At 68.2% G+C, this 20820-nt stretch carries 17 protein-coding genes; 6 read left to right on the top strand and 11 right to left on the bottom strand.

Annotation, left to right across the window (positions count from 1 at the left end; genetic code table 11):
• Positions 1-15: 15 nt before the first annotated feature.
• Positions 16-1476, bottom strand: a complete 1461-nt coding sequence (gene gabD / locus AMK58_RS20320) for an NADP-dependent succinate-semialdehyde dehydrogenase (RefSeq protein ID WP_175424480.1) — start codon at positions 1474-1476, stop codon at positions 16-18.
• Between the two features lie 140 nt (positions 1477-1616).
• Between gabD and AMK58_RS20315 the strand changes: the two genes are divergently transcribed.
• Positions 1617-2201: a cupin domain-containing protein gene (locus AMK58_RS20315; RefSeq protein ID WP_014198218.1), complete on the top strand. Its 585-nt coding sequence runs from the start codon at positions 1617-1619 to the stop codon at positions 2199-2201.
• 158 nt (positions 2202-2359) lie between these two features.
• Here AMK58_RS20315 and AMK58_RS20310 read toward each other — a convergent pair whose 3' ends face one another.
• The 5 genes from AMK58_RS20310 to AMK58_RS20290 form a co-directional block, all read right to left on the bottom strand.
• Entirely contained in the window at positions 2360-3190 is an 831-nt protein-coding gene (locus AMK58_RS20310) for an ABC transporter permease (protein ID WP_035678323.1), read from the bottom strand.
• Positions 3187-4449, bottom strand: a complete 1263-nt coding sequence (locus tag AMK58_RS20305) for an ABC transporter permease (protein ID WP_035678326.1) — start codon at positions 4447-4449, stop codon at positions 3187-3189. The genes AMK58_RS20310 and AMK58_RS20305 overlap by 4 nt, the downstream gene beginning before the upstream one ends.
• A gap of 154 nt (positions 4450-4603) precedes the next feature.
• Entirely contained in the window at positions 4604-5650 is a 1047-nt protein-coding gene (locus AMK58_RS20300) for an ABC transporter substrate-binding protein (RefSeq protein ID WP_035678328.1), read from the bottom strand.
• A 96-nt stretch (positions 5651-5746) separates the two neighbouring features.
• Entirely contained in the window at positions 5747-6856 is a 1110-nt protein-coding gene (locus AMK58_RS20295) for an ABC transporter ATP-binding protein (RefSeq protein WP_059399433.1), read from the bottom strand.
• A gap of 278 nt (positions 6857-7134) precedes the next feature.
• A complete protein-coding gene (locus AMK58_RS20290; protein WP_035678332.1) occupies positions 7135-8052 on the bottom strand; it encodes a LysR substrate-binding domain-containing protein in 918 nt (305 codons plus the stop codon).
• Positions 8053-8161: 109 nt separating this feature from the next.
• Here AMK58_RS20290 and AMK58_RS20285 point away from each other — a divergent pair, with 109 nt between their 5' ends.
• The 3 genes from AMK58_RS20285 (at position 8162) to AMK58_RS20275 (ending at position 11808) form a co-directional block, all read left to right on the top strand.
• Positions 8162-9364 carry an acyl-CoA dehydrogenase gene (locus tag AMK58_RS20285; protein ID WP_035678334.1) on the top strand — a complete coding sequence of 401 codons (1203 nt, stop codon included), beginning with the start codon at positions 8162-8164 and terminating at the stop codon, positions 9362-9364.
• 229 nt (positions 9365-9593) lie between these two features.
• On the top strand, positions 9594-10796 hold the full coding sequence (locus AMK58_RS20280) for a CaiB/BaiF CoA transferase family protein (protein ID WP_035678336.1): 1203 nt from the start codon (positions 9594-9596) through the stop codon (positions 10794-10796).
• Between the two features lie 85 nt (positions 10797-10881).
• The gene (locus AMK58_RS20275; protein ID WP_035678337.1) at positions 10882-11808 is read left to right on the top strand and encodes a DMT family transporter; all 927 of its coding nucleotides are present in this window, start codon (positions 10882-10884) and stop codon (positions 11806-11808) included.
• On the opposite strand, the gene AMK58_RS20270 is transcribed toward AMK58_RS20275, so the two are convergent.
• The 3 genes from AMK58_RS20270 to AMK58_RS20260 are packed head-to-tail and all read right to left on the bottom strand — an operon-like array spanning position 11805 to position 14620.
• Positions 11805-12185 (bottom strand): Rossmann-fold NAD(P)-binding domain-containing protein, encoded by a 381-nt coding sequence (locus AMK58_RS20270; protein WP_035678339.1) that lies wholly within the window; start codon positions 12183-12185, stop codon positions 11805-11807. The two genes, AMK58_RS20275 and AMK58_RS20270, sit on opposite strands and share 4 nt — an antisense overlap.
• A gap of 18 nt (positions 12186-12203) precedes the next feature.
• Positions 12204-13514 (bottom strand): hypothetical protein, encoded by a 1311-nt coding sequence (locus AMK58_RS20265; RefSeq protein WP_035678342.1) that lies wholly within the window; start codon positions 13512-13514, stop codon positions 12204-12206.
• A 2-nt stretch (positions 13515-13516) separates the two neighbouring features.
• Positions 13517-14620 carry a hypothetical protein gene (locus AMK58_RS20260; RefSeq protein ID WP_035678345.1) on the bottom strand — a complete coding sequence of 368 codons (1104 nt, stop codon included), beginning with the start codon at positions 14618-14620 and terminating at the stop codon, positions 13517-13519.
• Positions 14621-14809: 189 nt separating this feature from the next.
• Between AMK58_RS20260 and AMK58_RS20255 the strand changes: the two genes are divergently transcribed.
• Together AMK58_RS20255 and AMK58_RS20250 are read left to right on the top strand one after the other, a co-directional pair.
• Entirely contained in the window at positions 14810-16828 is a 2019-nt protein-coding gene (locus tag AMK58_RS20255; RefSeq protein ID WP_035678348.1) for an AsmA family protein, read from the top strand.
• Between the two features lie 33 nt (positions 16829-16861).
• Complete coding sequence (locus AMK58_RS20250; protein ID WP_035678351.1) at positions 16862-18643, top strand: SLC13 family permease; 1782 nt, start codon at positions 16862-16864, stop codon at positions 18641-18643.
• A 10-nt stretch (positions 18644-18653) separates the two neighbouring features.
• Here AMK58_RS20250 and AMK58_RS20245 read toward each other — a convergent pair whose 3' ends face one another.
• Both AMK58_RS20245 and AMK58_RS20240 read right to left on the bottom strand, forming a co-directional pair.
• Positions 18654-19478 carry an aldo/keto reductase gene (locus tag AMK58_RS20245; protein WP_035678354.1) on the bottom strand — a complete coding sequence of 275 codons (825 nt, stop codon included), beginning with the start codon at positions 19476-19478 and terminating at the stop codon, positions 18654-18656.
• Between the two features lie 40 nt (positions 19479-19518).
• Entirely contained in the window at positions 19519-20712 is a 1194-nt protein-coding gene (locus AMK58_RS20240; RefSeq protein ID WP_035678356.1) for an MFS transporter, read from the bottom strand.
• Positions 20713-20820: the final 108 nt, after the last annotated feature.

The raw sequence follows: 20820 nt of genomic DNA, 5'->3' as shown, positions 1-20820 counted from the left end.
TTGGAAAGGATGGCGTCAGGCGCCCAGGCCGACGCACAGGTACTTGATCTCCAGGAAGTCCTCCACACCGTACTTGGAGCCTTCCCGCCCGATGCCCGACTGCTTGATGCCGCCGAACGGCGCGACCTCGGTCGACAGGATGCCTTCGTTGATGCCGACCATGCCGTATTCGAGCTGCTCGGCGACGCGCCACACCCGGCCGATGTCCCGGCTGTAGAAATAGGCGGCCAGACCGAACTCGGTGTCGTTCGCCATGCGGATGGCGTCGGCCTCCGTCTCGAACTTGAACAGCGGGGCCACCGGGCCGAAGATCTCCTCGCGGGCCACGCGCATCTCGGTGGTGACGCCGGTCAGGATCGTCGGCTCGAAGAAGGTGCCGCCCAGGCCATGGCGCTTGCCGCCGAGCGCGACCGTGGCGCCCTTGGCCAGCGCGTCGCCCATCAGCTCCTCGACCTTCTCGACGGCCTGGCCGTTGATCATCGGGCCCTGGGTGATCCCGGCCTCCATGCCGTTGCCGACGCGGATCTGCTTCACCGCCTCGGCCAGCTTGGCGGCGAAGGCGTCGTAGACACCGGCCTGGACCAGCAGGCGGTTGGCGCAGACGCAGGTCTGGCCGGAGTTGCGGTACTTGGACGCGAGGGCGCCCTTGACCGCCTCGTCCAGGTCGGCGTCGTCGAACACGATGAAGGGCGCGTTGCCGCCCAGCTCCAGCGACACCTTCTTCACCGTGTCGGCCGACTGGCGCATCAGGATCTTGCCGACCTCGGTCGAGCCGGTGAAAGACAGCTTGCGCACGATCGGGCTGGCGGTCAGCTCGCCGCCGATGGCGACCGGGTCGGACCCGGTGACGATGTTAAACACCCCGGCCGGGACGCCCGCGCGCTCGGCCAGCTCGGCCAGCGCCAGGGCGGACAGCGGGGTGTCCTCCGCCGGCTTGACCACGATGGTGCAGCCGGCGGCCAGAGCCGGGCCGACCTTGCGGGTGATCATCGCGTTGGGGAAGTTCCAGGGGGTGATCGCCGCGACGACGCCGATCGGCTCCTTCAGGACGACGATGCGCTTGTTGCCGGCGAAGCTGGGGATCACGTCGCCGTAGACCCGCTTGCCCTCCTCGGCGAACCACTCGATGAAGCTGGCGCCGTAGGCGACCTCGCCACGGGCCTCGGCCAGCGGCTTGCCCTGCTCCAGCGTCATCAGGACGGCCAGATCCTCCTGCGCCGCCATGATCAGCTCGAACCAGCGGCGCAGGATGGCCGCGCGCTCCTTCGCGGTCTTGGCGCGCCAGGCGGGCAGGGCGGCGTCGGCGGCGTTGATGGCCTGCCGCGTCTCTTCCGCGCCGACGTCGGCGACCTGGGCCAGTTCCTCGCCCGTCGCCGGGTTGGTCACCGCGAAGGTCTTGCCGGAGAAGGCGTCGCGCCACGCGCCGTTCACATAGGCTTGTGTCCGAAGAAGGCTCTGGTCGTTCAGCGACAGCATGGAAATCAGCCTCGATTTGCGATGTGAAGGGAGCGTACCCATGTTTAATAAATTAAACAACCCTAATCGGGTGTTGAGTTTTTGATGACGCACACACGCGAATCCGGTATGCCTTCCGGTCAGGAGCGAGGAACCGATCCATGGATGTGGATGCTGTCGATTTCAACGTGGGCGCGCGCCTCAAGCAGGTTCGCGAAGCGCACGCCCTGTCCCAGCGCCAGTTGGCGCAACGGGCGGGCGTGACCAACGGCACCATTTCGCTGATCGAACAGAACCGGTGCAGCCCGTCCGTCTCCTCGCTGCGCAAGGTGCTTCAGGGCATTCCGATGACCCTGGCGGAGTTCTTCTCCTCCGACGACCTGCCGCCGCGCGAGCAGATCTTCTTCAAGGGCGGTGATCTGGTCGAGCTGACCGGTCTGGTGAAGAGCCGGGTCGGCTCCATCTCCTTCCGGCAGGTGGGCGACCTGCGCGGCCGCAACCTCCAGGTGCTGCACGAGAAATACGCCCCCGGCGCCGACACCGGCGGCCGCACCATGCTCCAGCACGAATCGGAGGAGGGCGGCATCGTCATCAAGGGCCGGATTGAGCTGACGGTCGGCGACCGCAAGGAAATCCTCGGCCCCGGCGACGCCTATCTGTTCGACAGCCGCATCCCGCACCGCTTCCGCAACCTCGGCGACGAGGAATGCGAAATCATCAGCGCCTGCACCCCGCCGTACCTGTAATTCCCTCTTCATAGTCCGTTCCCTCTCCCCTCTGGGGAGAGGGGTAGGGTGAGGGGGTTGCGCTGTTGCCGGACGTACCGCGACGCGCAACCCCCTCACCGGCCCTTCGGGCCACCCTCTCCCCAGAGGGGAGAGGGTTGAATTCCCCAGAATGAGGCTCAGCGCAGGTTGCCCTTCAGCCGCTCGTTGCGGCGGCGCAGCGCCTCCAGCGTGGCGAGCAGGATGACCGAGATGGTCGTCAGGATCACCGCCGCCGCCGTGATGGTCGGGCTGATGTTCTCGCGGATGCCGCTGAACATCTCGCGGGGCAGGGTGCGCTGCTCCGGTCCCGCCATGAACAGCACCACCACCACTTCGTCGAAGCTGGTGGCGAAGGCGAACAGGGCGCCGGATGCCAGACCCGGCAGGATCAGCGGCAGGATCACCCGGCGGAAGGCGTAGATCGGCGAGGCTCCGAGCGAGGCCGCGGCCCGCGCCAGATTCATGTCGAAGCTCTGCAGCGTCGCGCTGACCGTGATGACCACGAAGGGCGTGGACAGCGCGGTGTGCGCCAGGATCAGCCCGGCGTAGCTGCCGGTCAGGCCCAGCGGCGCGAAGAAGAAGTACAGGCCGACCGCGGTGATGACACCCGGAACGACGACCGGCGACAGCACGATGGCGAGCACCAGCGGCTTGAACTTGCTCTTCCACTGGGCGAGGCCGAGCGAGGCGAGCGTGCCCAGAACCATCGACAGGATGGTCGAGGCCACCCCGATGATGACGCTGTTCTTCAGCGACGACACCCAGCGCGGGGAGTTCAGGAAATCCTCGTACCAGCGCAGGGACAGGCCCGGCAACGGGTAGGTCAGGTAGGAGCCGGAGCTGAAGGACAGCGGCATGATCGCCAGGATCGGCGCCATCAGAAAGACCAGCACCAGCGAGGCCATGACCACGGTGGTGATCCAGGCGACGCGCTGGCTGGCGGTGCGGGGGGCGTGATTGTCGCTCAATTCTTCATCCCTCCCGTGACCTGCTGGCCGTGGACCAGCTTTCCATAGACGACGGCCAGCAGCAGCGTGGCGAGCAGAAGCACGGCACCCAGCGCCGAGGCCAGACCCCAGTTGACGGTTTCCGTCGTGTAGAAGGCGATGAAGTAGCTGATCATCTGGTCGGCGGCGCCGCCCACCAGGGCCGGCGTGATGTAGTAGCCGATGGCCAGGATGAAGACGAGCAGGCTGCCCGCCCCGATGCCGGGCACGGTCTGCGGCAGATAGATGCGCAGGAAGGCGGTGACCGGCGAGGCGCCGAGCGACGCCGCGGCCCGCATGTAGGCCGGGGAGATCGACCGCATGCTGCTGTAGAGCGGCAGGATCATGAAGGGCAGCAGCACGTGCGTCATCGCCACATAGACGCCGAAGCGGTTGTAGATCAGCCGCAGCGGCTCGTCGATCAGGCCGATCCAGCGCAGGCTGTCGTTGACGATGCCCTCGCTCTGCAGCACGACGATCCAGGCGCAGGTGCGCACCAGAAGCGAGGTCCAGAAGGGCAGCAGCACGAAGATCATCAGCACGTTGGACTGGCCCGTGGGCAGCGTCGCCAGCATGTAGGCGACCGGGAAGCCCAGGATCAGGCAGAGGACCGTCACGCCGAGGCTGATGGTGAAGGTGCGCCCGAAGACGTCGCGGTAGATCGCCTGCTCCTCGGGCGCTGCGACGATGGCGCCGTCCACGTTGCGCGTCAGATCCAGCGCGCCCAGCAGGTAGAAGCTGGTGAGCGGCCCGCTGGCACTCTTGATCGCCACCCAGGTGGCGCGTTCGCCCCAGGCCGGGTTGATGCCGATCAGCGTGTCCTTGGCGGTGCCGGGTTCGGGCAGGGCTTTCAGGTTGCGCGCCGTGCCCGACATGATGGTGCGGAAGCCGTTCAACGCGTAGTTCAGCCGCTTGGACGCGATGGCGACGGTGCCGGCGTCGCGCGCCGTGCGGATGTCGCCCGCGAGCGCGGCGAAGGCCGGCTCGCCCGGAACATCCTTGCCGTCCCAATCGGCCAGGGCCGCGACGGTGTGGGGCAGAACCTGACGCACCTCCCAGTCGTCGACCGACCGCCAGAGCATGCCGGCGATGGGACCGAGGAAGGTGAAGAGCAGGAAGAGGAGGAGCGGCAGGATCAGCGCCAGGGCCTTGAGCCGGCGCGTCCGCTCCGCCCGTTTCAGGCGGCGCTTGAGAGGCACCTCGGACGACGCATCGGCGCCGGCGACGAACGCGGCTGTCATGGGCGGCCTATTTCGAAAAATGCGGTAGAGTCGTGTGTCGGGTGGTCGAGGTGGGCCCCCACCCCGGCCCTCCCCCGCTGACGCAGGGGAGGGAGATTGGTCCCCTCCCTTGCGTCAGCGGGGGAGGGTTAGGGTGGGGGCACCGCTCAGCGGCTTACTTCGCCGCCCACTTGTTGAAGCGCTCGGTCAGGCGGTCGAGATTCTCCAACCAGAAGGGAACGCTGATCTCGACCGCGTTCTTCATGTTGTCCGGAGCGGTCGGGAGGTCCGTCAGAACCGCCGGGGCCAGCTTGGACGGGGCGTCCTTGTTGGAGGTGCCGTAGGCGATGTTCTCGGACAGCTTGGCCTGGTTCTCCGCCTTGCCGACGAAGTCGAGGAACTTGTAGGCGGCTTCCTTGTTCGGGCTGCCCTTCAGGATCACCCAGCTGTCGATGGTGTAGAGCGCGCCGTTCCACACCATGCCGAAGTTCTTCTTCTCGGCCTTGTTGGCGGCGTCGATGCGGCCGTTGTAGACCGAGGTCATCGCCACCTCGCCCGAGGCCAGCAGCTGCGGCGGCTGGGCGCCGGCCTTCCACCAGACGATGTCGTTCTTGATGGTGTCCAGCTTCTTGAAGGCGCGCTCCAGCCCCTCTTCGGTGCCCAGAACCTTGTAGACGTCCTTCGGGGCGACGCCGTCGGCCATCAGAGCGATTTCCAGCGTGGTCTTGGCGCCCTGGCGCAGGCCGCGCTTGCCCGGGAACTTGGTGGTGTCGAAGAAGTCGGCCCAGCTCTTCGGCGCGTCCTTCAGCTTGTCCTTGTCGTAGCCGAGCACGAAGTCATACACGATCGCGCCGACGCCGCAGGCATCGACGGTCTGCGGCAGGTAGGCCTGCTCGCCGCCGATCCGGTTGAACTCCATCGTCTCGAACAAGCCCTCTTCGCAGCCGATGGCCAGCTCCTCGCTCTCCACCTGGACGACGTCCCAGGTCGCAGCACCGCCCTGGACCTTGGCGCGCAGCACGCCGACGCCGCCGTCCCAGGACTCGTCGTTCATCGGGGTGCCGGCCTTCTTGAACGGCTCGAAATAGACCTTCTTCTGGGCTTCCTGATAGGCGCCGCCCCAGGACACGACCGTCAGGTCGCGGGCCTGCGCGGCGGTGGCCAGCGCCACACCGGCGGTGAACGTCGCAAGGAACCCAACTGCCACCTTAAGCTTCGACATCGTCCCCGTTCCTTCATTATGTGTGGTTGCGTCAGGAGGTGGTGCGCGCCCCCGGTCCCCCCTCCCGGAGAGACCGGACGGACGGGTTGCTGTCGATCACACGGGATCGAGCGCCCGGCAGTCCTCGGGGCGGAAGCCGATGGACACGCTCTGGCCGTGGCTGAGGCCCGCATGGGCGCCCGGCGGCAGCTTGACCATGAATTCCCCGTTGCCGGCGACCTTCAGCACGGCCAGCGCGTGGTCGCCGAGATAGATGGTGTCCTGCACCTGGGCGGGCAGGGCGTTCATGCCGTCCGGGGCTTTCCCGTCGGTCAGGATGCTGATGCGCTCCGGTCGGACCGACAGCGCGGTGGCGGCCCCGGCGCCCGCGACGTTGATCGCCTGCGCCACGACCGAACCGCCCGACGCCAGCGCCACCCGGCAGAAGCCCTGTTCAATATTCTCGACGGTGCCGCTCAGCACGTTGTTCTCGCCGATGAAGTTGGCGACGAAACTGTTGACCGGGCGTTCGTACAGCGCATCCGGCTTGTCGATCTGCTGCACGATTCCGTCGTTGAACACAGCGATGCGGTCCGACATGGTCAGCGCTTCGCTCTGGTCGTGGGTGACGTAGACGACGGTGATGCCCATCGTCTCGTGCAGCTGCTTGATCTCAAGCTGCATGTGCTCGCGCAGCCGCTTGTCGAGCGCGCCCAGCGGTTCGTCCATCAGGACGAGCTGCGGGTTGAAGACCAGCGCGCGGGCGAGCGCCACGCGCTGCTGCTGGCCGCCCGACAGCTGGCCGGGATGGCGGTGCGCCAGATTCTCCAGCTTGATCATGCGCAGCGCCGAGCGCACCCGCTCCTTCACCTCGGACCGCGGCATCTTGCGCACAGTCAGCGGGAAGGCGACGTTCTCCTCGATCGTCAGGTGGGGGAACAGCGCGTAGTTCTGGAAGACCATGCCGATGTCGCGCTTGTGCGGCGGCATGTTCTTGATCGGCCGGTCGGCGAGATAGATATCGCCGTGGGTGGGGACCTCGAAGCCGGCCAGCATCATCAGCGTGGTCGTCTTGCCCGAGCCCGAAGGGCCGAGCAGGGTGACGAACTCGCCCTTCTTGATGTCGAGGTCGAGGTTCTTCACCACGAGGTGTTCGCCGTCATAGGTCTTCTGGACCCCGACGAAGCGCACCAGTGCCTGTGCGGTCGTGACCATGCCGCCGTCCATCATCCTCCCCCCGTCCGAGGTGTCCCGAGCGCGGTCCGGGGCCAGGGTTGCGTTCCCGACACAGGACCTATGCAATGGGCCAGACGGTATACCCGTTTAATAAATTCGACAAGCCCGTTGCTCGCGTCGCGATCAATTCAACGGTCTGACGAAATTTTGTGCATCTGCGAAGGCCGTGCACGCGGTTTGAACGGGAGTTTGCTCCTTCCTTGACCGCTTGAAAACCCAGACTTTGGGAGGTTCAGGGTCTGGACCGGCGATTTTTCCCGAGTCGCCGCTCACGCGCCAGTGAGGGGTGGAACAAACGGAACGATCCGCTCCACCAGACCGGTGAATTTTTTCACCAGGGGCGAACTTTCGTTGCTCCGTTGGGCCAGTTGCAGGGTGGTGACGGCGTCCGGCGTGTCGAGCGGCCGGTACACGACCCCTTCCAGCGCCACCTGCCGAAGCTGGCCGGGAAGAATCGACACGCCCAGCCCGGCGGCGATCAGCCCGATGATGGTGAAGGCCTCGCGCGCGTCCTGGGTCACGTTGGGGCGGAATCCGGCGGCGGCGCACAGGGCGAAGACCTGCTCGTGCGTGCTGGTGCCGAAATCGGCGGGGTAGAAGACAAAGGGCTCGTCGCGCAGCGCGGCCAGCGGCACGACATCCCGCCCGGCCAGCGGATGGTCGGCGCGCATCACCGCCAGCAACGGCTCGCGCACCACGTCGTGGAAGCGGAAGGAGTCGGGCTCGGGGACGAAGCGCGGTTCACGGATGAAGCCGACGTCGAGCCGGCGGTCGGCCAGCGCAGTCAACTGCTGCTTGGACGGCAGCTCGACCAGGGTCAAATGCACGTCGGGATGGGCGCGGCGGTAAGCGTCGATGATCCGCGGCACCATCGGCAGGAAGGGGGCCGCCGCGGTGAAGCCGACGCGCAGCTCGCCGACCTCGCCCTTGGCGGCGCGGCGGGTCAGCACGGCGGCGCGCTCCGCCCGCGCCAGGATCTCCCGCGCCTCGCCGAGAAGGAGTTGTCCGGGTTCGGTCAGCTCGACCCGGCGCTTGGTGCGCTCGAACAGGCGGGCGCCCAACTCGGCCTCCAACGCCTGGATCGACTGGCTGAGCGGCGGCTGGCCGATGCCCAGACGGGCGGCGGCGCGGCTGAAATGCAGCTCCTCGGCAACGGCGACGAAATGGCGGAGATGGCGCAGGTCCATACCAGTGTCTTATATGAGGATCATATTAAAGTCCCCTGATAAATGTATTTGAACCATGAAAGCGACCGCGCCATGTTGGGGCGCATCGGACCTAGGGAGACATATAGACATGGCCGCCAAGACCGGAGCCGCCTCCGCCAAGCTCGCTTCCTTCGCCTGGGAGGACCCGCTGCTCCTCGACGAGCAGCTGACCGAAGACGAGCGGATGATCCGCGACGCCGCGCGCAGCTATTGCCAGGACAAGCTGCTGCCGCGCGTGACCGAGGCCAACCGGCACGAGATCTTCCACCGCGAGATCATGAACGAGATGGGCGAGCTGGGCTTCCTCGGCTCGACGATCGACGGCTACGGCTGCGCCGGCGTCAACTACGTCTCCTACGGTCTGGTCGCCCGCGAGGTCGAGCGGGTGGACAGCGGCTACCGCTCCGCCATGTCGGTGCAGTCCTCGTTGGTCATGCACCCGATCTACGCCTACGGCAGCGACGCCCAGCGCGAGAAGTACCTGCCCAAACTCGCCACTGGCGAGTGGATCGGCTGCTTCGGCCTGACCGAGCCGGACGCCGGGTCCGACCCCGCCGGCATGAAGACCCGCGCCAGGAAGGTCGCGGACGGTTACATCGTCAGCGGCGCGAAGATGTGGATCACCAACTCGCCGGTCGCCGACGTCTTCGTCGTCTGGGCGAAGAATGACGAGGGCAAGATCAACGGCTTCGTGCTCGAAAAGGGCATGAAGGGCCTGTCGGCGCCGAAGATCGAGGGCAAGTTCTCGCTGCGCGCCTCGGCCACCGGCGAGATCGTCATGGACGAGGTCTTCGTGCCGGAGGAGAACCGTCTGCCGAACATCGAGGGCATCGTCGGCCCGTTCGGCTGCCTGAACCGCGCCCGCTACGGCATCGCCTGGGGCGCCATGGGCGCCGCGGAGTTCTGCTTCCACGCCGCCCGCCAGTACCAGATCGACCGCAAGCAGTTCGGCCGCCCGCTGGCTGCGAACCAGATCCCGCAGCTCAAGCTCGCCAACATGCAGACGGAGATCGCGCTCGGCCTGCAGGCCGCGCTGCAGGTCGGCCGCCTGCTCGACGCGGGCAAGGCCGCGCCGGAGATGATCTCGCTCATCAAGCGCAACAACTGCGGCAAGGCCCTGGAGATCGCCCGCGTCGCCCGTGACATGCACGGCGGCAACGGCATCGCCGACGAGTTCCACGTCATCCGCCACGTGATGAACCTGGAGGCGGTGAACACCTACGAGGGCACGCACGACATCCACGCGCTGATCCTGGGCCGCGCCATCACCGGTATCCAGGCCTTCGCGTGAGGTGAATGTCAAAGCCTTCTCCCCTCCCTTTCGCGCCCGCTCGCGGGCGCTGTCGGCGACAGGCGGCCTTTGGCCGCCGAGAGCGGGGAGAAGGTTGGATGAGGGGGCGGCCGAAGGCCGACAACGCCGGCTCATTGCAGTGCGTGGACGCCCTGCGGGCGCCCCCTCACCCTGACCCTCTCCCCAGAGGGGCGAGGGGAAAATGGTCGAATTTATAGGGATGTAGAGCATGCCCGGCCCGCTTTCCCATGTCCGTGTCCTGGAACTCTCCCGCGTGCTCGCCGGGCCGTGGGCGGCGCAGACGCTGGCCGATCTCGGCGCCGACGTCATCAAGGTCGAACGGCCCGGCGCCGGGGACGACACCCGCGCCTGGGGTCCCCCCTGGGCCGGGGAGGAGTCGGCCTATTTCCTCTCCACCAACCGTGGCAAGCGGTCGATCACCATCGACTTCGAACGCCCGGAAGGCCAGGAGCTGGTCCGCAAGCTGGCCGCCCAGGCCGATGTGGTCATCGAGAACTTCAAGGTCGGCGGGCTGGTCAAGTACGGGCTGGACTATGACAGCCTGAAGGCGGTCAACCCCGGCCTCGTCTACTGTTCGATCACCGGATTCGGGCAGGACGGTCCCTACGCCAAGCGCGCCGGCTACGATTTCATGATCCAGGGCATGGGCGGGCTGATGAGCATCACCGGCCAGCCCGACGCCGAGGCGGGCGGCGGACCGGTCAAGGTCGGCGTCGCGGTGACCGACGTCTTCACCGGCCTCTACGCCACCATCGGCGTGCTCGGCGCGCTGGCCCACCGCGACCGGACGGGGGAGGGGCAGTGGGTGAACCTCGCCCTGCTCGACGTGCAGGTGGCGGTGCTGGCGAACCAGGCCATGAACTATCTGGTTGGCGGCAAGGCGCCGCAGCGTCTTGGCAACGCCCACCCGAACATCGTGCCCTATCAGGCCTTCGCCACGCTGGACGGCCACATCATCCTGTCGGTCGGCAACGACGGGCAGTTCGCCAAGTTCTGTCAGGTCGCCGGACGTCCGGAGCTGGCGCAGGACCCGCGCTACGCCACCAACCCGGCCCGCGTCGCCAACCGCAAGGAGCTGGTGCCGATCCTGGAACTGCTGCTGGAGCAGCGGACCAGCCGCGACTGGCTGTCGGCTCTGGAGGCGGTGGGCGTGCCCTGCGGGCCGATCAACGACGTGTCGCAGGTCTTCGCCGACCCCCACGTCCAGGCACGCCACATCCACCAGGACCTGCCGCACCCGACCGCCGGGACGGTGCCGACGGTGGCGAGCCCGATCCGCTACTCCGCGACCCCCATCGAGCACACGGTGGCGCCGCCGACGCTCGGCCAGCACACCGACGCCGTGCTGGAGCAGGCGCTGGGCCTATGCGCGGCGGACATCGCGGCCCTGCGGGAGAAGGGCGTGGTCTGAACCGCGCGCACCCGTCATTTTGCCGCCCCGATCCCATCCCTTCCCCCGCCGTGCGCGGGGGGAGGGATTTTTTGCGTGAACCGAGATGATCGCCTCCAGCACCCCGTCCTCCGCCGCCACCGACACCCGCCTGGGCATCCTGCTGATGCTGCTGGGCATGTCGCTGTTCACCATCAACGACGCGCTCGGCAAATGGCTGGTCGCCGACTATCCGGTGGCGATGCTGCTGGCCATCCGCAGCCTGTTCGGCGCGATGCTGCTGGCCCCGCTGATTCTGCGCGAGGGGGTGCGGTCGGTCTTCGCGGTGAAGCGGCTGCCGTTGCATCTTCTGCGCGTCGGCTGCGTGGCGGGGGAGGTCGCGTGCTTCTACTGGGCGGTGCGGTCGCTGCCGCTCGCCAACGTCATGACCATCTACATGGCCGCCCCGCTGATCGTCACCGCCCTCTCGGTGCCGCTGCTCGGCGAGAAGGTGGGCTGGCGCCGCTGGGTCGCGGTGGTGGTCGGCTTCGCCGGGGTGGTGATCGTGCTGAACCCGACGGGCCAGTTCGACGCGGTGCCGTCGCTGGTCGCCCTGTTCGGTACGCTGGTCTTCTCCACCGGCCTGATCTCGACCCGGCTGCTGCGCGATTCGAGCAACCTGTCGCTGGTCAGTTTCCAGACCTTCGGCACCGGCCTGCTCGGCGGCGCGGCGCTGCCGCTGGTCTGGGTGCCGCCGCCGGGGCTGGACTTCCTGCTGCTGGGGGCGCTGGGCGTCACGGCGCTGGCCGGGCACGCGGCGATGAACCGCTCGCTCCAGCTCAGCCCGGCGGCGGTCGTCGTGCCGTTCCAGTATGTGTCGATCATCTGGGCGGTGGTGCTGGACCTGCTGGTTTGGGGAACGGCGCCGACCCTGCGCATCATCGTGGGCGCGCTGCTCATCATCGGCAGCGGCCTGTTCGTCTTCCACCGCGAGCAGGCGCTGAACCGCGGCGCGGCGGCCGAGGCCAACGCCAGCGGCGGCCCCGGCGCTTAAAGCGGGAAGAAGCGAGGCTCCAGCCGGACGGCGACCGGCTCCACCGGAGTCCAGCCGAGGCGCGCGATCACCCCGTTGGAGTCCACTGCGCGACGGTCCGGTCCCAGCGACCATGTGACGTGGTAGGTCCCGCCGCCGGGCCGGTCGGTCGTCCCGGCGATGGCGACGACCAAAGCCTGCACGCTCTCCCCATCGTCGGCCAGCCCCAGGACCGTTCCCTCACGCTCCGTGGGCAGCGGATGACGTGCCCCGACGCCGTGGGCCAACGTGACGTGATGGGCGACGGTACGGCCGTAGCGCGCCGGGAACAGCGCCAGCAGGCGGGCGCGTTCGGCCTCGGGCAGCGCCCAGCCGACATAGCCTCCGCGGCGTGTCATGCGATCTCCCTGGTACCCTCAGCGGCGCCCACCCCTCAGGATGTCGTCCATGATCTGGTTGGCCTCCGCCGGTCCGGCAATCAGCTCGATCATGCGGATGGCGGTGTAGCCGGTCCGCGCGTTGCCGACGCCGTCGGCCAGCGATTGCCGCGCCGTGCCGGTCAGCGACGCGGTGGCCTGCTGGGTCACGCTCTTCAACGCGCCGCGCAGGCCCAGCGTGTCGGCGATGGTCGAGCATTTGCGCAGGGCGCGGGCTTGGTTCTCCACCTGCGCCATCCGCGCGGTGTCGGTGCCCGGAATCAGGGTTTCCACCGCGGAGAGGATTTCGGTCTCCGCCCCGTCCAGCACCTGGGTGCGCACCAGCTCGTGCACGGAGTTGCGGATGATCTTCAGCCGCTGGTCGAAGTCCTTGTTGCGGCTGTGCTCCATGGCGTTGCGCGTGGCCTCCAGGCTGGCCACCAGATCGACCGCGAGGGTGGCGGCGGCCATGCGGTCCACCGTGCCGCCGGCGGCGGAGGCGACGCCGCGCGACCGTTCCTCGATCTGCGCCACCACCGTGCCGCTGAGATCCAGGAACAGGGTGGCGCGATCGCTGGACTTCTGGCCCAGATCCATGTCCCAAAGGCTGCCCAGAAGGATCGACGGGTCGGACAGGCGGGCCGCCGCCAGCAGGATGAACAGCTTCAGCGCCTCCGGCCGCCCACGCGCGACCTGCCGACCGATGGCCTGGATGCCGTCCAGATGGTCCTTGTGCAGCTTCTGGATCGGCTTGGGCGACAGGACGGCCTTCAGTTCGGCCACCGGCTGGGCGATGGTCAGGATGCGGGCGATGTCCTCGATGGTGCGGAGGCGGTCGGGATTCAGCCGCAGCCCCAGTTCGTCCGCGAAGCGCCCCGTTTCCGTCTGCTCCAGAATGTCGGCCACGGCGGCGGAGGCCATGGACCAGAAGGCGCGGGCCGGTTCCACCCGTGCCGCGCTGTCGCCCAGCGCGCCGGCGACGCCGCGCAGCCGCTCCTTGCCGATCTGACCCTCCACCAGCGGCCACAGGGCGTTGACGGCATCGCGGTCCACCTTGTTCAGCGGAGCCGGCTGGTTGCCGGTGGGAAGCTGGAACAGGTCCTCGAACGGTTCGCAGAACAGCCGCTTGAAGGTCGCGCGCCGCCTGGGCCGAACCTCCGCCAGACGGGGGCGGATCAGCGAGAAGGTGTGCCGGACCTCCGGATGGTCGCCGATCTGCTGCAGCAGGTCGACCACCTGCCGGAACCGGGCCTCGTCGATGTCCAGCAGCTTGGTGCCGAGGCTGAGAAGGGCCTTGGGGTCCGTGGTCATGGTCAGGCCGCCTTCCCCTTGATCGCCTCGATCCGCATCACGAGGTCGGTGTCGAGCTGGCCGCTGCGCCAATCCACATAGGCCCGCACCGTGCGGCGGTTCGCGGCCAGCAGCCCGTTGGCCTGAAGCGCGTGATCGGACTTTTCCTCGTCCCTGGGCAGCAGGGGCAGCACGCGGAACAGCTCGTGCACGGTCATGTCCTGCTCGTGCTTGCTCCGGGTCTGGGCTTCCGCCCAGCTCGTGATGATGAAGTCCCAGCCGTCGAGCAGCCAGGACAGCCGGGTGGTCGCCTTCCGCACCAGCGTGCGCTTGGTGTCCCACTGGCGCAGCAGCAGTTCGAAGGCCGCGACCGACTGGTCGAGCTGGTTCACCACGTTTCGGACCTGGTTGAGCGTGTGCTCCGCCACCTCGGCGCAGAAGGTGCCGATGGGGGCGGCCTCCGACACGTTGCCGTTCGACCATTCGGTCATGCTGTCGCGGAACTGCAGCAGGTCGCGCGCCAGACGGCGCAGCCGCGCCGGCTTCGGCGAGGTGGCGATGCCCACCGGTTCCATGAAGGTCGCCAGCTCGGCCACCCGCGTGTACAGCTCGGTCGGTTCCAGGGCGAGGCTCTGCGCCGCCTTGGTCATGTAGCTGCGGGTCAGCTGCTCACCCTTTTCGGAACCGAGGCCGGCGCGCAGGATATCCGTCGACTCCAGACCGACCGCCTTCAGCACCTCGACGATGAGCTGGTAGTTGATGAGCAGCCGCTGCTCGTCCTCGTCGCGGAGTGCGGCCTCGGCCGCCTCCACGGCCAACGGCCCAGCGAGGCCGCAGCGCGCCGCCTGGAGCACCGCCTTGCGGATGTCGTCCGGCGAGCAGCCGTCCGCCTTGCGGATCAGGTCCTGCAACATGCGGTCGTGGACCGTCATCGGAAAGGCGAGCGGCAGCCCCTTCCACGGCACCACATAGACGCCGTGCCCCTCCGACAGGTTGGGAATCAGAACCTCCAGCTTGTCCCGGTCGTCTTTGCGCACCCGCGTCTGCGCCAGAACCGGCGTGGTGAATGCCACGGCGGCGCCGCGCTCCTCGAAGGTGGAGGGAGCAAAATTCGTAAGTGAACGCATGGTTATCGGGTCGGGAGGGAAGTGGAAAGCCGTGCGGTACCACCCGTAGCCTGATTCGTTCAATTTTTCGTTAAATCCGCGCAAGATCGTCCTTTCCTCAGCCCTTTGGAGGTAAGGCGCCACACCGCCGGTCTTTTGACCGTTATTCAGCCAGAGGGTGCGGTGCAGGCAGGCAGGGGGGCGCGGCGGATGGCCGTGGTGAAATGGATCGGCTACGGCCTGTTGGGGCTGGTGGTGACCGTGGCGGCGGGCGTCGGTATCGCTCTGGCCGTCTTCGACTGGAACGACGCCCGCGGCTTCATTGCCCGGCAGGCGTCCAAGGCGCTGAACCGCGAGGTCACCATCGACGGCGATCTCAACGTCCGGCTGGGGGACCCGCTGCGCATTCGCGTCGAGGGGCTTCGGGTCGCCAACGCGGAATGGAGCGACGACAAGACGATGGCGGAGCTGCGGGTTCTGGACCTTCAGCTTCGCCCCTGGCCGCTGCTGCGCGGCGACTTCGAGTTCCCGGAAATCCGCCTGTCGGGTCCCAAGCTGCTTCTGGAGAAGAACCGGGAGGGCGCCGCCAACTGGGATTTCGGCGGACCGGACCCGCGCAAGGAGGCGGCGAAGGAGACGGTGAAGCCGGAAGACCGCAGCGACCTGCCGATCATCGAGACGTTGGTGGTCGAGGAGGGGCGCCTGCGCTTCCGCGACCCCATCCGCAAGATCGACATCGACAGCGGCATCAACACCGCGGTCGGCGGCAACGGCGACCAGGAGGTCCGGCTGGACGGCAAGGGCGACTTCGCCGGAAAGCCTTTCACCCTGACGGCGGCCGGCGGCTCGCTGGAGTATCTGCGCGACGATCCCAAGCCCTATCCCCTGCGGGTCGAGACCGCCATCGGCAAGACCCGCGGCAAGATCGAGGGCTCCATCGCCGAACCGGTGAAGCTTCAGGGGGTGGACCTGTCGGTCGATCTGCGCGGCGACGATCTGGCGGACGTCTTCCCGATCCTGGGCATTCCCGTGCCGACGACGCGGCCCTACGCCATCTCAGGCCATCTCGGGCGCGAGGGCGATGTCTGGCGGTTCGAGGGGCTGAACGGCAAGGTGGGCGAAAGCGACCTGTCCGGTCAGGTCGCGGTGGACCTGGGCGGCGAGCGCCCCCGGATCACCGGCGACCTGACCTCGCGCAAGCTGGCGGCGATCGATCTGGCGGGCTTCATCGGTGCCTCCCCGGAAGGCCGCGGCGACTACCCGACCAAGGGGCGGGAGCGGATCATCCCGGCCACCGAGGTTCCGCTGGAGAAGCTGCGCACCGCCGACATGGACGTGAAGTTCCGCGGCGAGCATGTGGAGGCGCCCTTCTCCACGCTCGACGACCTCGACGCGCGGGCCAAGCTGGAGAACGGGCGGCTGGTGCTGGACCCGCTGTCGCTCGGCGTCGGCGGCGGGCGGGTCGCCGGGACGGCGGTGCTGGACGGCGGGCGCAAGACCCCGGCGCTGGACGTGAATCTGGACGTCCGGCAGATCAAGCTGGCCCGGCTGTTCCGCGAGACGGCCTTCGCGCAGGAAATGGGCGGCACCGCCAGCGGGCGCATACAGCTCAAGGGGCAGGGGAGCACGGTCGCCAACATCCTGGGTGCGTCGGACGGCAAGCTGGGCGTCGCCGTGGACGGCGGCCGGATCACCAGCTACGCGGTCAAGGGGCTGAAGACCAACATCCTGGAAACGCTGGGCGTCGTCCTCTCCGGCGACAAGCCCTTGCCGTTCAATTGCCTCGTCGCCGACGTGACGGTGAAGAACGGGCTGGTGGAAAGCCGCGCCCTGGTGCTCGACACGCCGGAAACGCTGGTGACGGCGGACGGCACGATCAATCTGCGCAGCGAGGCGATGGACATGACCGTGCTGGGACGCGCCAAGAGCCCGCAAATCTTCGCCACCCATGTCCCGGTCCATGTCCGCGGCACGCTGGGCGCGCCGGACATCGGGGTAAACGCGACGGAGTCGGCGGCGCGCGGCGCGGCGGCGGTGGCGCTCGGCGTCCTGCTGACGCCGCTGGCCAGCGTCCTGCCTTTTCTTGACCCAGGCAGTGACGAGCAGCCACACTGCGGCGAACTTGTCCGGAACGCCCGGTCGCCGTCGAACGCCAACACCGGCTCCAGCGGGGCCGGCAAGGGGCGCGAGGCGGCCCCATCGGGCTCCCCGTCCGGCAAATCGCAGTAACGACGCACCAACAATTCCCGAAAAAAGGGCTGCATGACGCTCGACCAGGGACTCGCCTTCGGCATCATCGGCGCGGTGATCGCGCTGCTGATCTGGGACAAGCTGCGCTACGATCTCGTCGCCATGCTGGCGCTGCTGGCGGCGGTGGCCGTCGGGATCGTCAAGCCAAAGGACGCCTTCAGCGGCTTCTCCGACGACATCGTCATCATCGTCGGCTCGGCGCTGGTGGTCAGCGCGGCGGTCGGCCGCTCCGGCATCGTCGAGGAGGTGATGCGCCCCCTCAGCGCCCGCATGAAGACCGTGCCGGCGCAGATCATCGTATTGACGGGGGCGGTGACGCTGCTGTCGGCGGTGGTCAAGAACATCGGGGCGCTCGCCATCTTCATGCCCATCGCCATGCAGGTGGCGCGGCGCAACGGCACGAAGGTGTCGTCGCTGCTGATGCCCATGGCCTTCGGCTCGCTGCTGGGCGGGCTGATGACTCTGGTCGGCACCTCCCCCAACATCATCGTCAGCCGCCTGCGCAACGAGATGGTCGGCGAGCCCTTCACCATGTTCGACTTCACGCCGGTCGGCCTGACCATCGCGGTGGCGGGTGTGGCCTTCCTGACGGTCGGCTACCGCCTGCTGCCCACGGGACGCCAGGCGGCCACGGGGAGCGCCGGGGGCTTTTCCATCGACGACTACACGGCGGAGGCGCTGCTGCCGGAGAAGTCGCCCTTCGTCGGCAAGACGGTCGCCGACCTGGAGGCCTACGGCGAGGGCGACGTGACGGTCGCGGCGATCATCCGCGGGCGGCACCGCCGCCACATCCCGTCCGGCCACTGGGTGCTGCTCGCAGGAGACGTGCTGGTGCTGGAGGCTGACACCCAGGCGCTGGGCGACCTCGTGAAGCACGCCGGCCTGGAGCTGATGCACGAGAAGGAGCTGGAAGGGGTGCAGAGCGACGAGGATCTGGCGGTCCTCGAAGCGGTGGTGGAGCCGCGCTCGCCCCTGATCGGCAGCAACGTGGAGGATGTCGAGCTGCGCGAGCGCTACGGCGCCAACCTGTTGGCGCTCAGCCGGCGCGGCCGGCCGATCCGCCAGCGGCTGCGCCGCGTCCGCTTCCAGCCGGGCGATCTGGTGGTGCTCCAGGCACGGGCGGCCGGGCTGTCGGACACGCTGAACGAACTCGGCTGCCTGCCGCTGGCGGAGCGCAACCTGTCCATCGGGCGGCGGCGCAAGCGGCGGATCGCGCTGGCGGTGATGGCGGTGACCATCGGGCTGGTGGCAACCAGCCTCGTCCCGGTGACTCTGGCCTTCTTCGGCGCCGCGGTCGCCATGACGGCGTTGCGGGTGATCACGCTGAAGGAAGCCTACGAGTCGATCGAGCTGCCGATCCTGGTGCTGCTGGGCGCCCTGATCCCGGTCAGCGAGGCGTTGCGCACCACCGGCGGGACGGAGCTGATCGCCGGCTGGCTGTCCATCGCCGCGCAGGGGCTGCCGCCCGTCGGCGCGCTGGCCCTGATGCTGGTGGCGGCGATGGCGGTGACGCCCTTCCTGAACAACGCGGCCACCGTGCTGGTGATGGCCCCCATCGCGGCCAGCCTCGCCAACCATTTGGGCCTGCGGCCCGACGCCTTCCTGATGGCGGTGGCGGTGGGGGCGGGCTGCGACTTCCTCACCCCCATCGGGCACCAGTGCAACACGCTGGTCATGGGGCCGGGCGGCTACCGTTTCAGCGACTACGCGCGGCTCGGTTTGCCGCTGTCGCTGATCGTCATCGTGCTGGGCACAACGGCGATCGCGCTGTTCTGGCCCCTGATGCCGCATTAGACGGTGGACGTCAATCCCAGGCGGGGGCCAGACCGTCCGGGCTGACGATCCGCCCGTCGGGGCGGGCGAGGCCATGGATGGCCGCCATGTCCGCCTCCGACAGTTCAAAGTCGAAGACGGCGAGGTTCTCGGCGGCGCGCTTCTCGCCGACCGTCTTCGACAGGGCAATCACCCCCTCCTGCTGCACCAGCCAGCGCAGGACCACCTGGGCGGGGCTCCGGTCCAGCCGGGCGGCGATCTCGGCCAGCACGGGGTCCTTGAAGACCTTGCCGTCGGCCATGGCGTAATAGGCGGTGACCGACTGGCCGTGGCGGCGCGCCGCCTCCAGCATCACCGACTGGTCGAGATAGGGATGGTATTCGATCTGGTTGGTCACGATGGGCGCCGGGCTGAGGCGCACGGACTCGTCCAGCAGCGCCCGGTTGAAGTTGCTGACGCCGATGTGGCGGGTCTTGCCGGCGGCCCGGACGGTGTTCAGCGCCGCGATCTGCTCGGCGAGCGGCACGGCCTCGTTCGGCCAATGGAGCAGCAGCAGGTCCACGTAGTCGGTGCGCAGCTTCGCCAGGCTCTCGTCCACCGAGCGGCGGAAATCGTCGGCCTTGTAGTTGCTGACCCAGACCTTGGTGGTCAGGAAGACCTCGCCGCGCGGCAGGCCGGACGCCTTGATGGCCTCGCCGACCTCGCTCTCGTTGCCGTAGATCTGGGCCGTGTCGATGTGGCGGAAGCCGAGCTTCAGGACCTCCGGCACCATGCGCAGCACGTCGGGGCCGCTCATGCGGAAGGTGCCGAAGCCGAGGGCGGGGATGGAGGCGCCGTTGGCGGTCACGGTGTGCATTGGTCTCGATCCTCTCGAAGGCTGAGTTTTTCTCGGTGTATCAGGCAGATTGCGCGATGGCGGCGCCTTGGCGCCCGTCCTTGCGGTCGAGCGCGCCGCTGAGCAGGGTCAATGCCAGCCCACCCAGGACGAACAGCCCACCCACCCACGGTGTTGCCGCGAGGCCGAGGGCGCTGTCCACCACCCGCCCGCCGAAGAAGGCGCCGGCGGCGATGCCCAAGTTGAAGGCGGCGATGTTCAGGGCCGAGGCCACGTCCACCGCGCCCGGCGCGTGGCGCTGCGCCAACTGCACGACATAGAGCTGGAGCCCCGGCACGTTGGCGAAGGCCAGCGCGCCCATGCCCGCCAGCGTGACCAGCGCCGGAACGGGGCTGGAGGCGGTGAAGGTGAAGACGATCAGAACGGCGGCCTGGAGGGCGAACAGCCACGCCAACGCGCGGACCGGGTTGCGGTTGGCGACCCTGCCGCCCACCATGTTGCCGACCGCGATGGCCGCGCCGTAGAGCACCAGGACGAGACTGACCGTGCCGCTGGAGAAGCCGGTGATTGTCTCCAGGATCGGCGCCAGATAGGTGAAGGCGACGAAGGTCCCGCCATAGCCCAGCGCCGTGATGGCGAAGGCCAGCAGCAGGCGCGGCTTGGCCAGCACGCGGACCTGCGTGCCGAGGCCGGCGGCGGGCGGCTGGCTGAGCTTTGCCGGGACCAACGCGGCCACACCCAGCGCGCCGATCACGCCCAGAGCGGACACCGCCAGGAAGGTGGCGCGCCAGCCGAAATGCTGGCCGATCCAGGTGCCCATCGGCACGCCGGTGACGATGGCGATGGTCAGGCCGGAGAACATCATGGCGATGGCCGAGGCGCGCTTGTCCTCCGGCACCAGATCGGCGGCGATGGTCGCGCCGACCGAGAAGAAGACGCCGTGGGCGAAGGCGCTGAGCACGCGGGCGGCCAGCAGCGTCTCATAATTCGGGCTGACCCCGGCCAGCAGGTTGCCGGCGATGAAGAGGCCCATCAGGCCGAGCAGCAGCGGCTTGCGCCGCAGCCGGCCGGTCAACGCGGTCAGGACCGGGGCGCCGACGGTGACACCCAGGGCGTAGACGCTGACCACCATGCCGGCCATCGGCAGGCTGACGTTCAGGTCGGTGGCGACGGTCGGCAGCAGGCCGACGATGACGAACTCCGTCGTTCCGATGGCATAGGCGCTGATTGCCAGCGCCAGCAGTGCGAGTGGCATGACTGAAGGCTCCATCCATGCGAGCTGTGCAGGACGCATCAGATGAGCCAAAAATCCGGGATGCGGAATGCTGTCCGTTTTCGCATGATCGTGTCATTCAATGACAAG

The sequence above is a fragment of the Azospirillum brasilense genome, assembly GCF_001315015.1.
GTDB lineage: Bacteria > Pseudomonadota > Alphaproteobacteria > Azospirillales > Azospirillaceae > Azospirillum > Azospirillum brasilense.
Note: the sequence above shows the minus strand (reverse complement) of the source record. Positions and strands in the feature narration are given on the sequence as shown.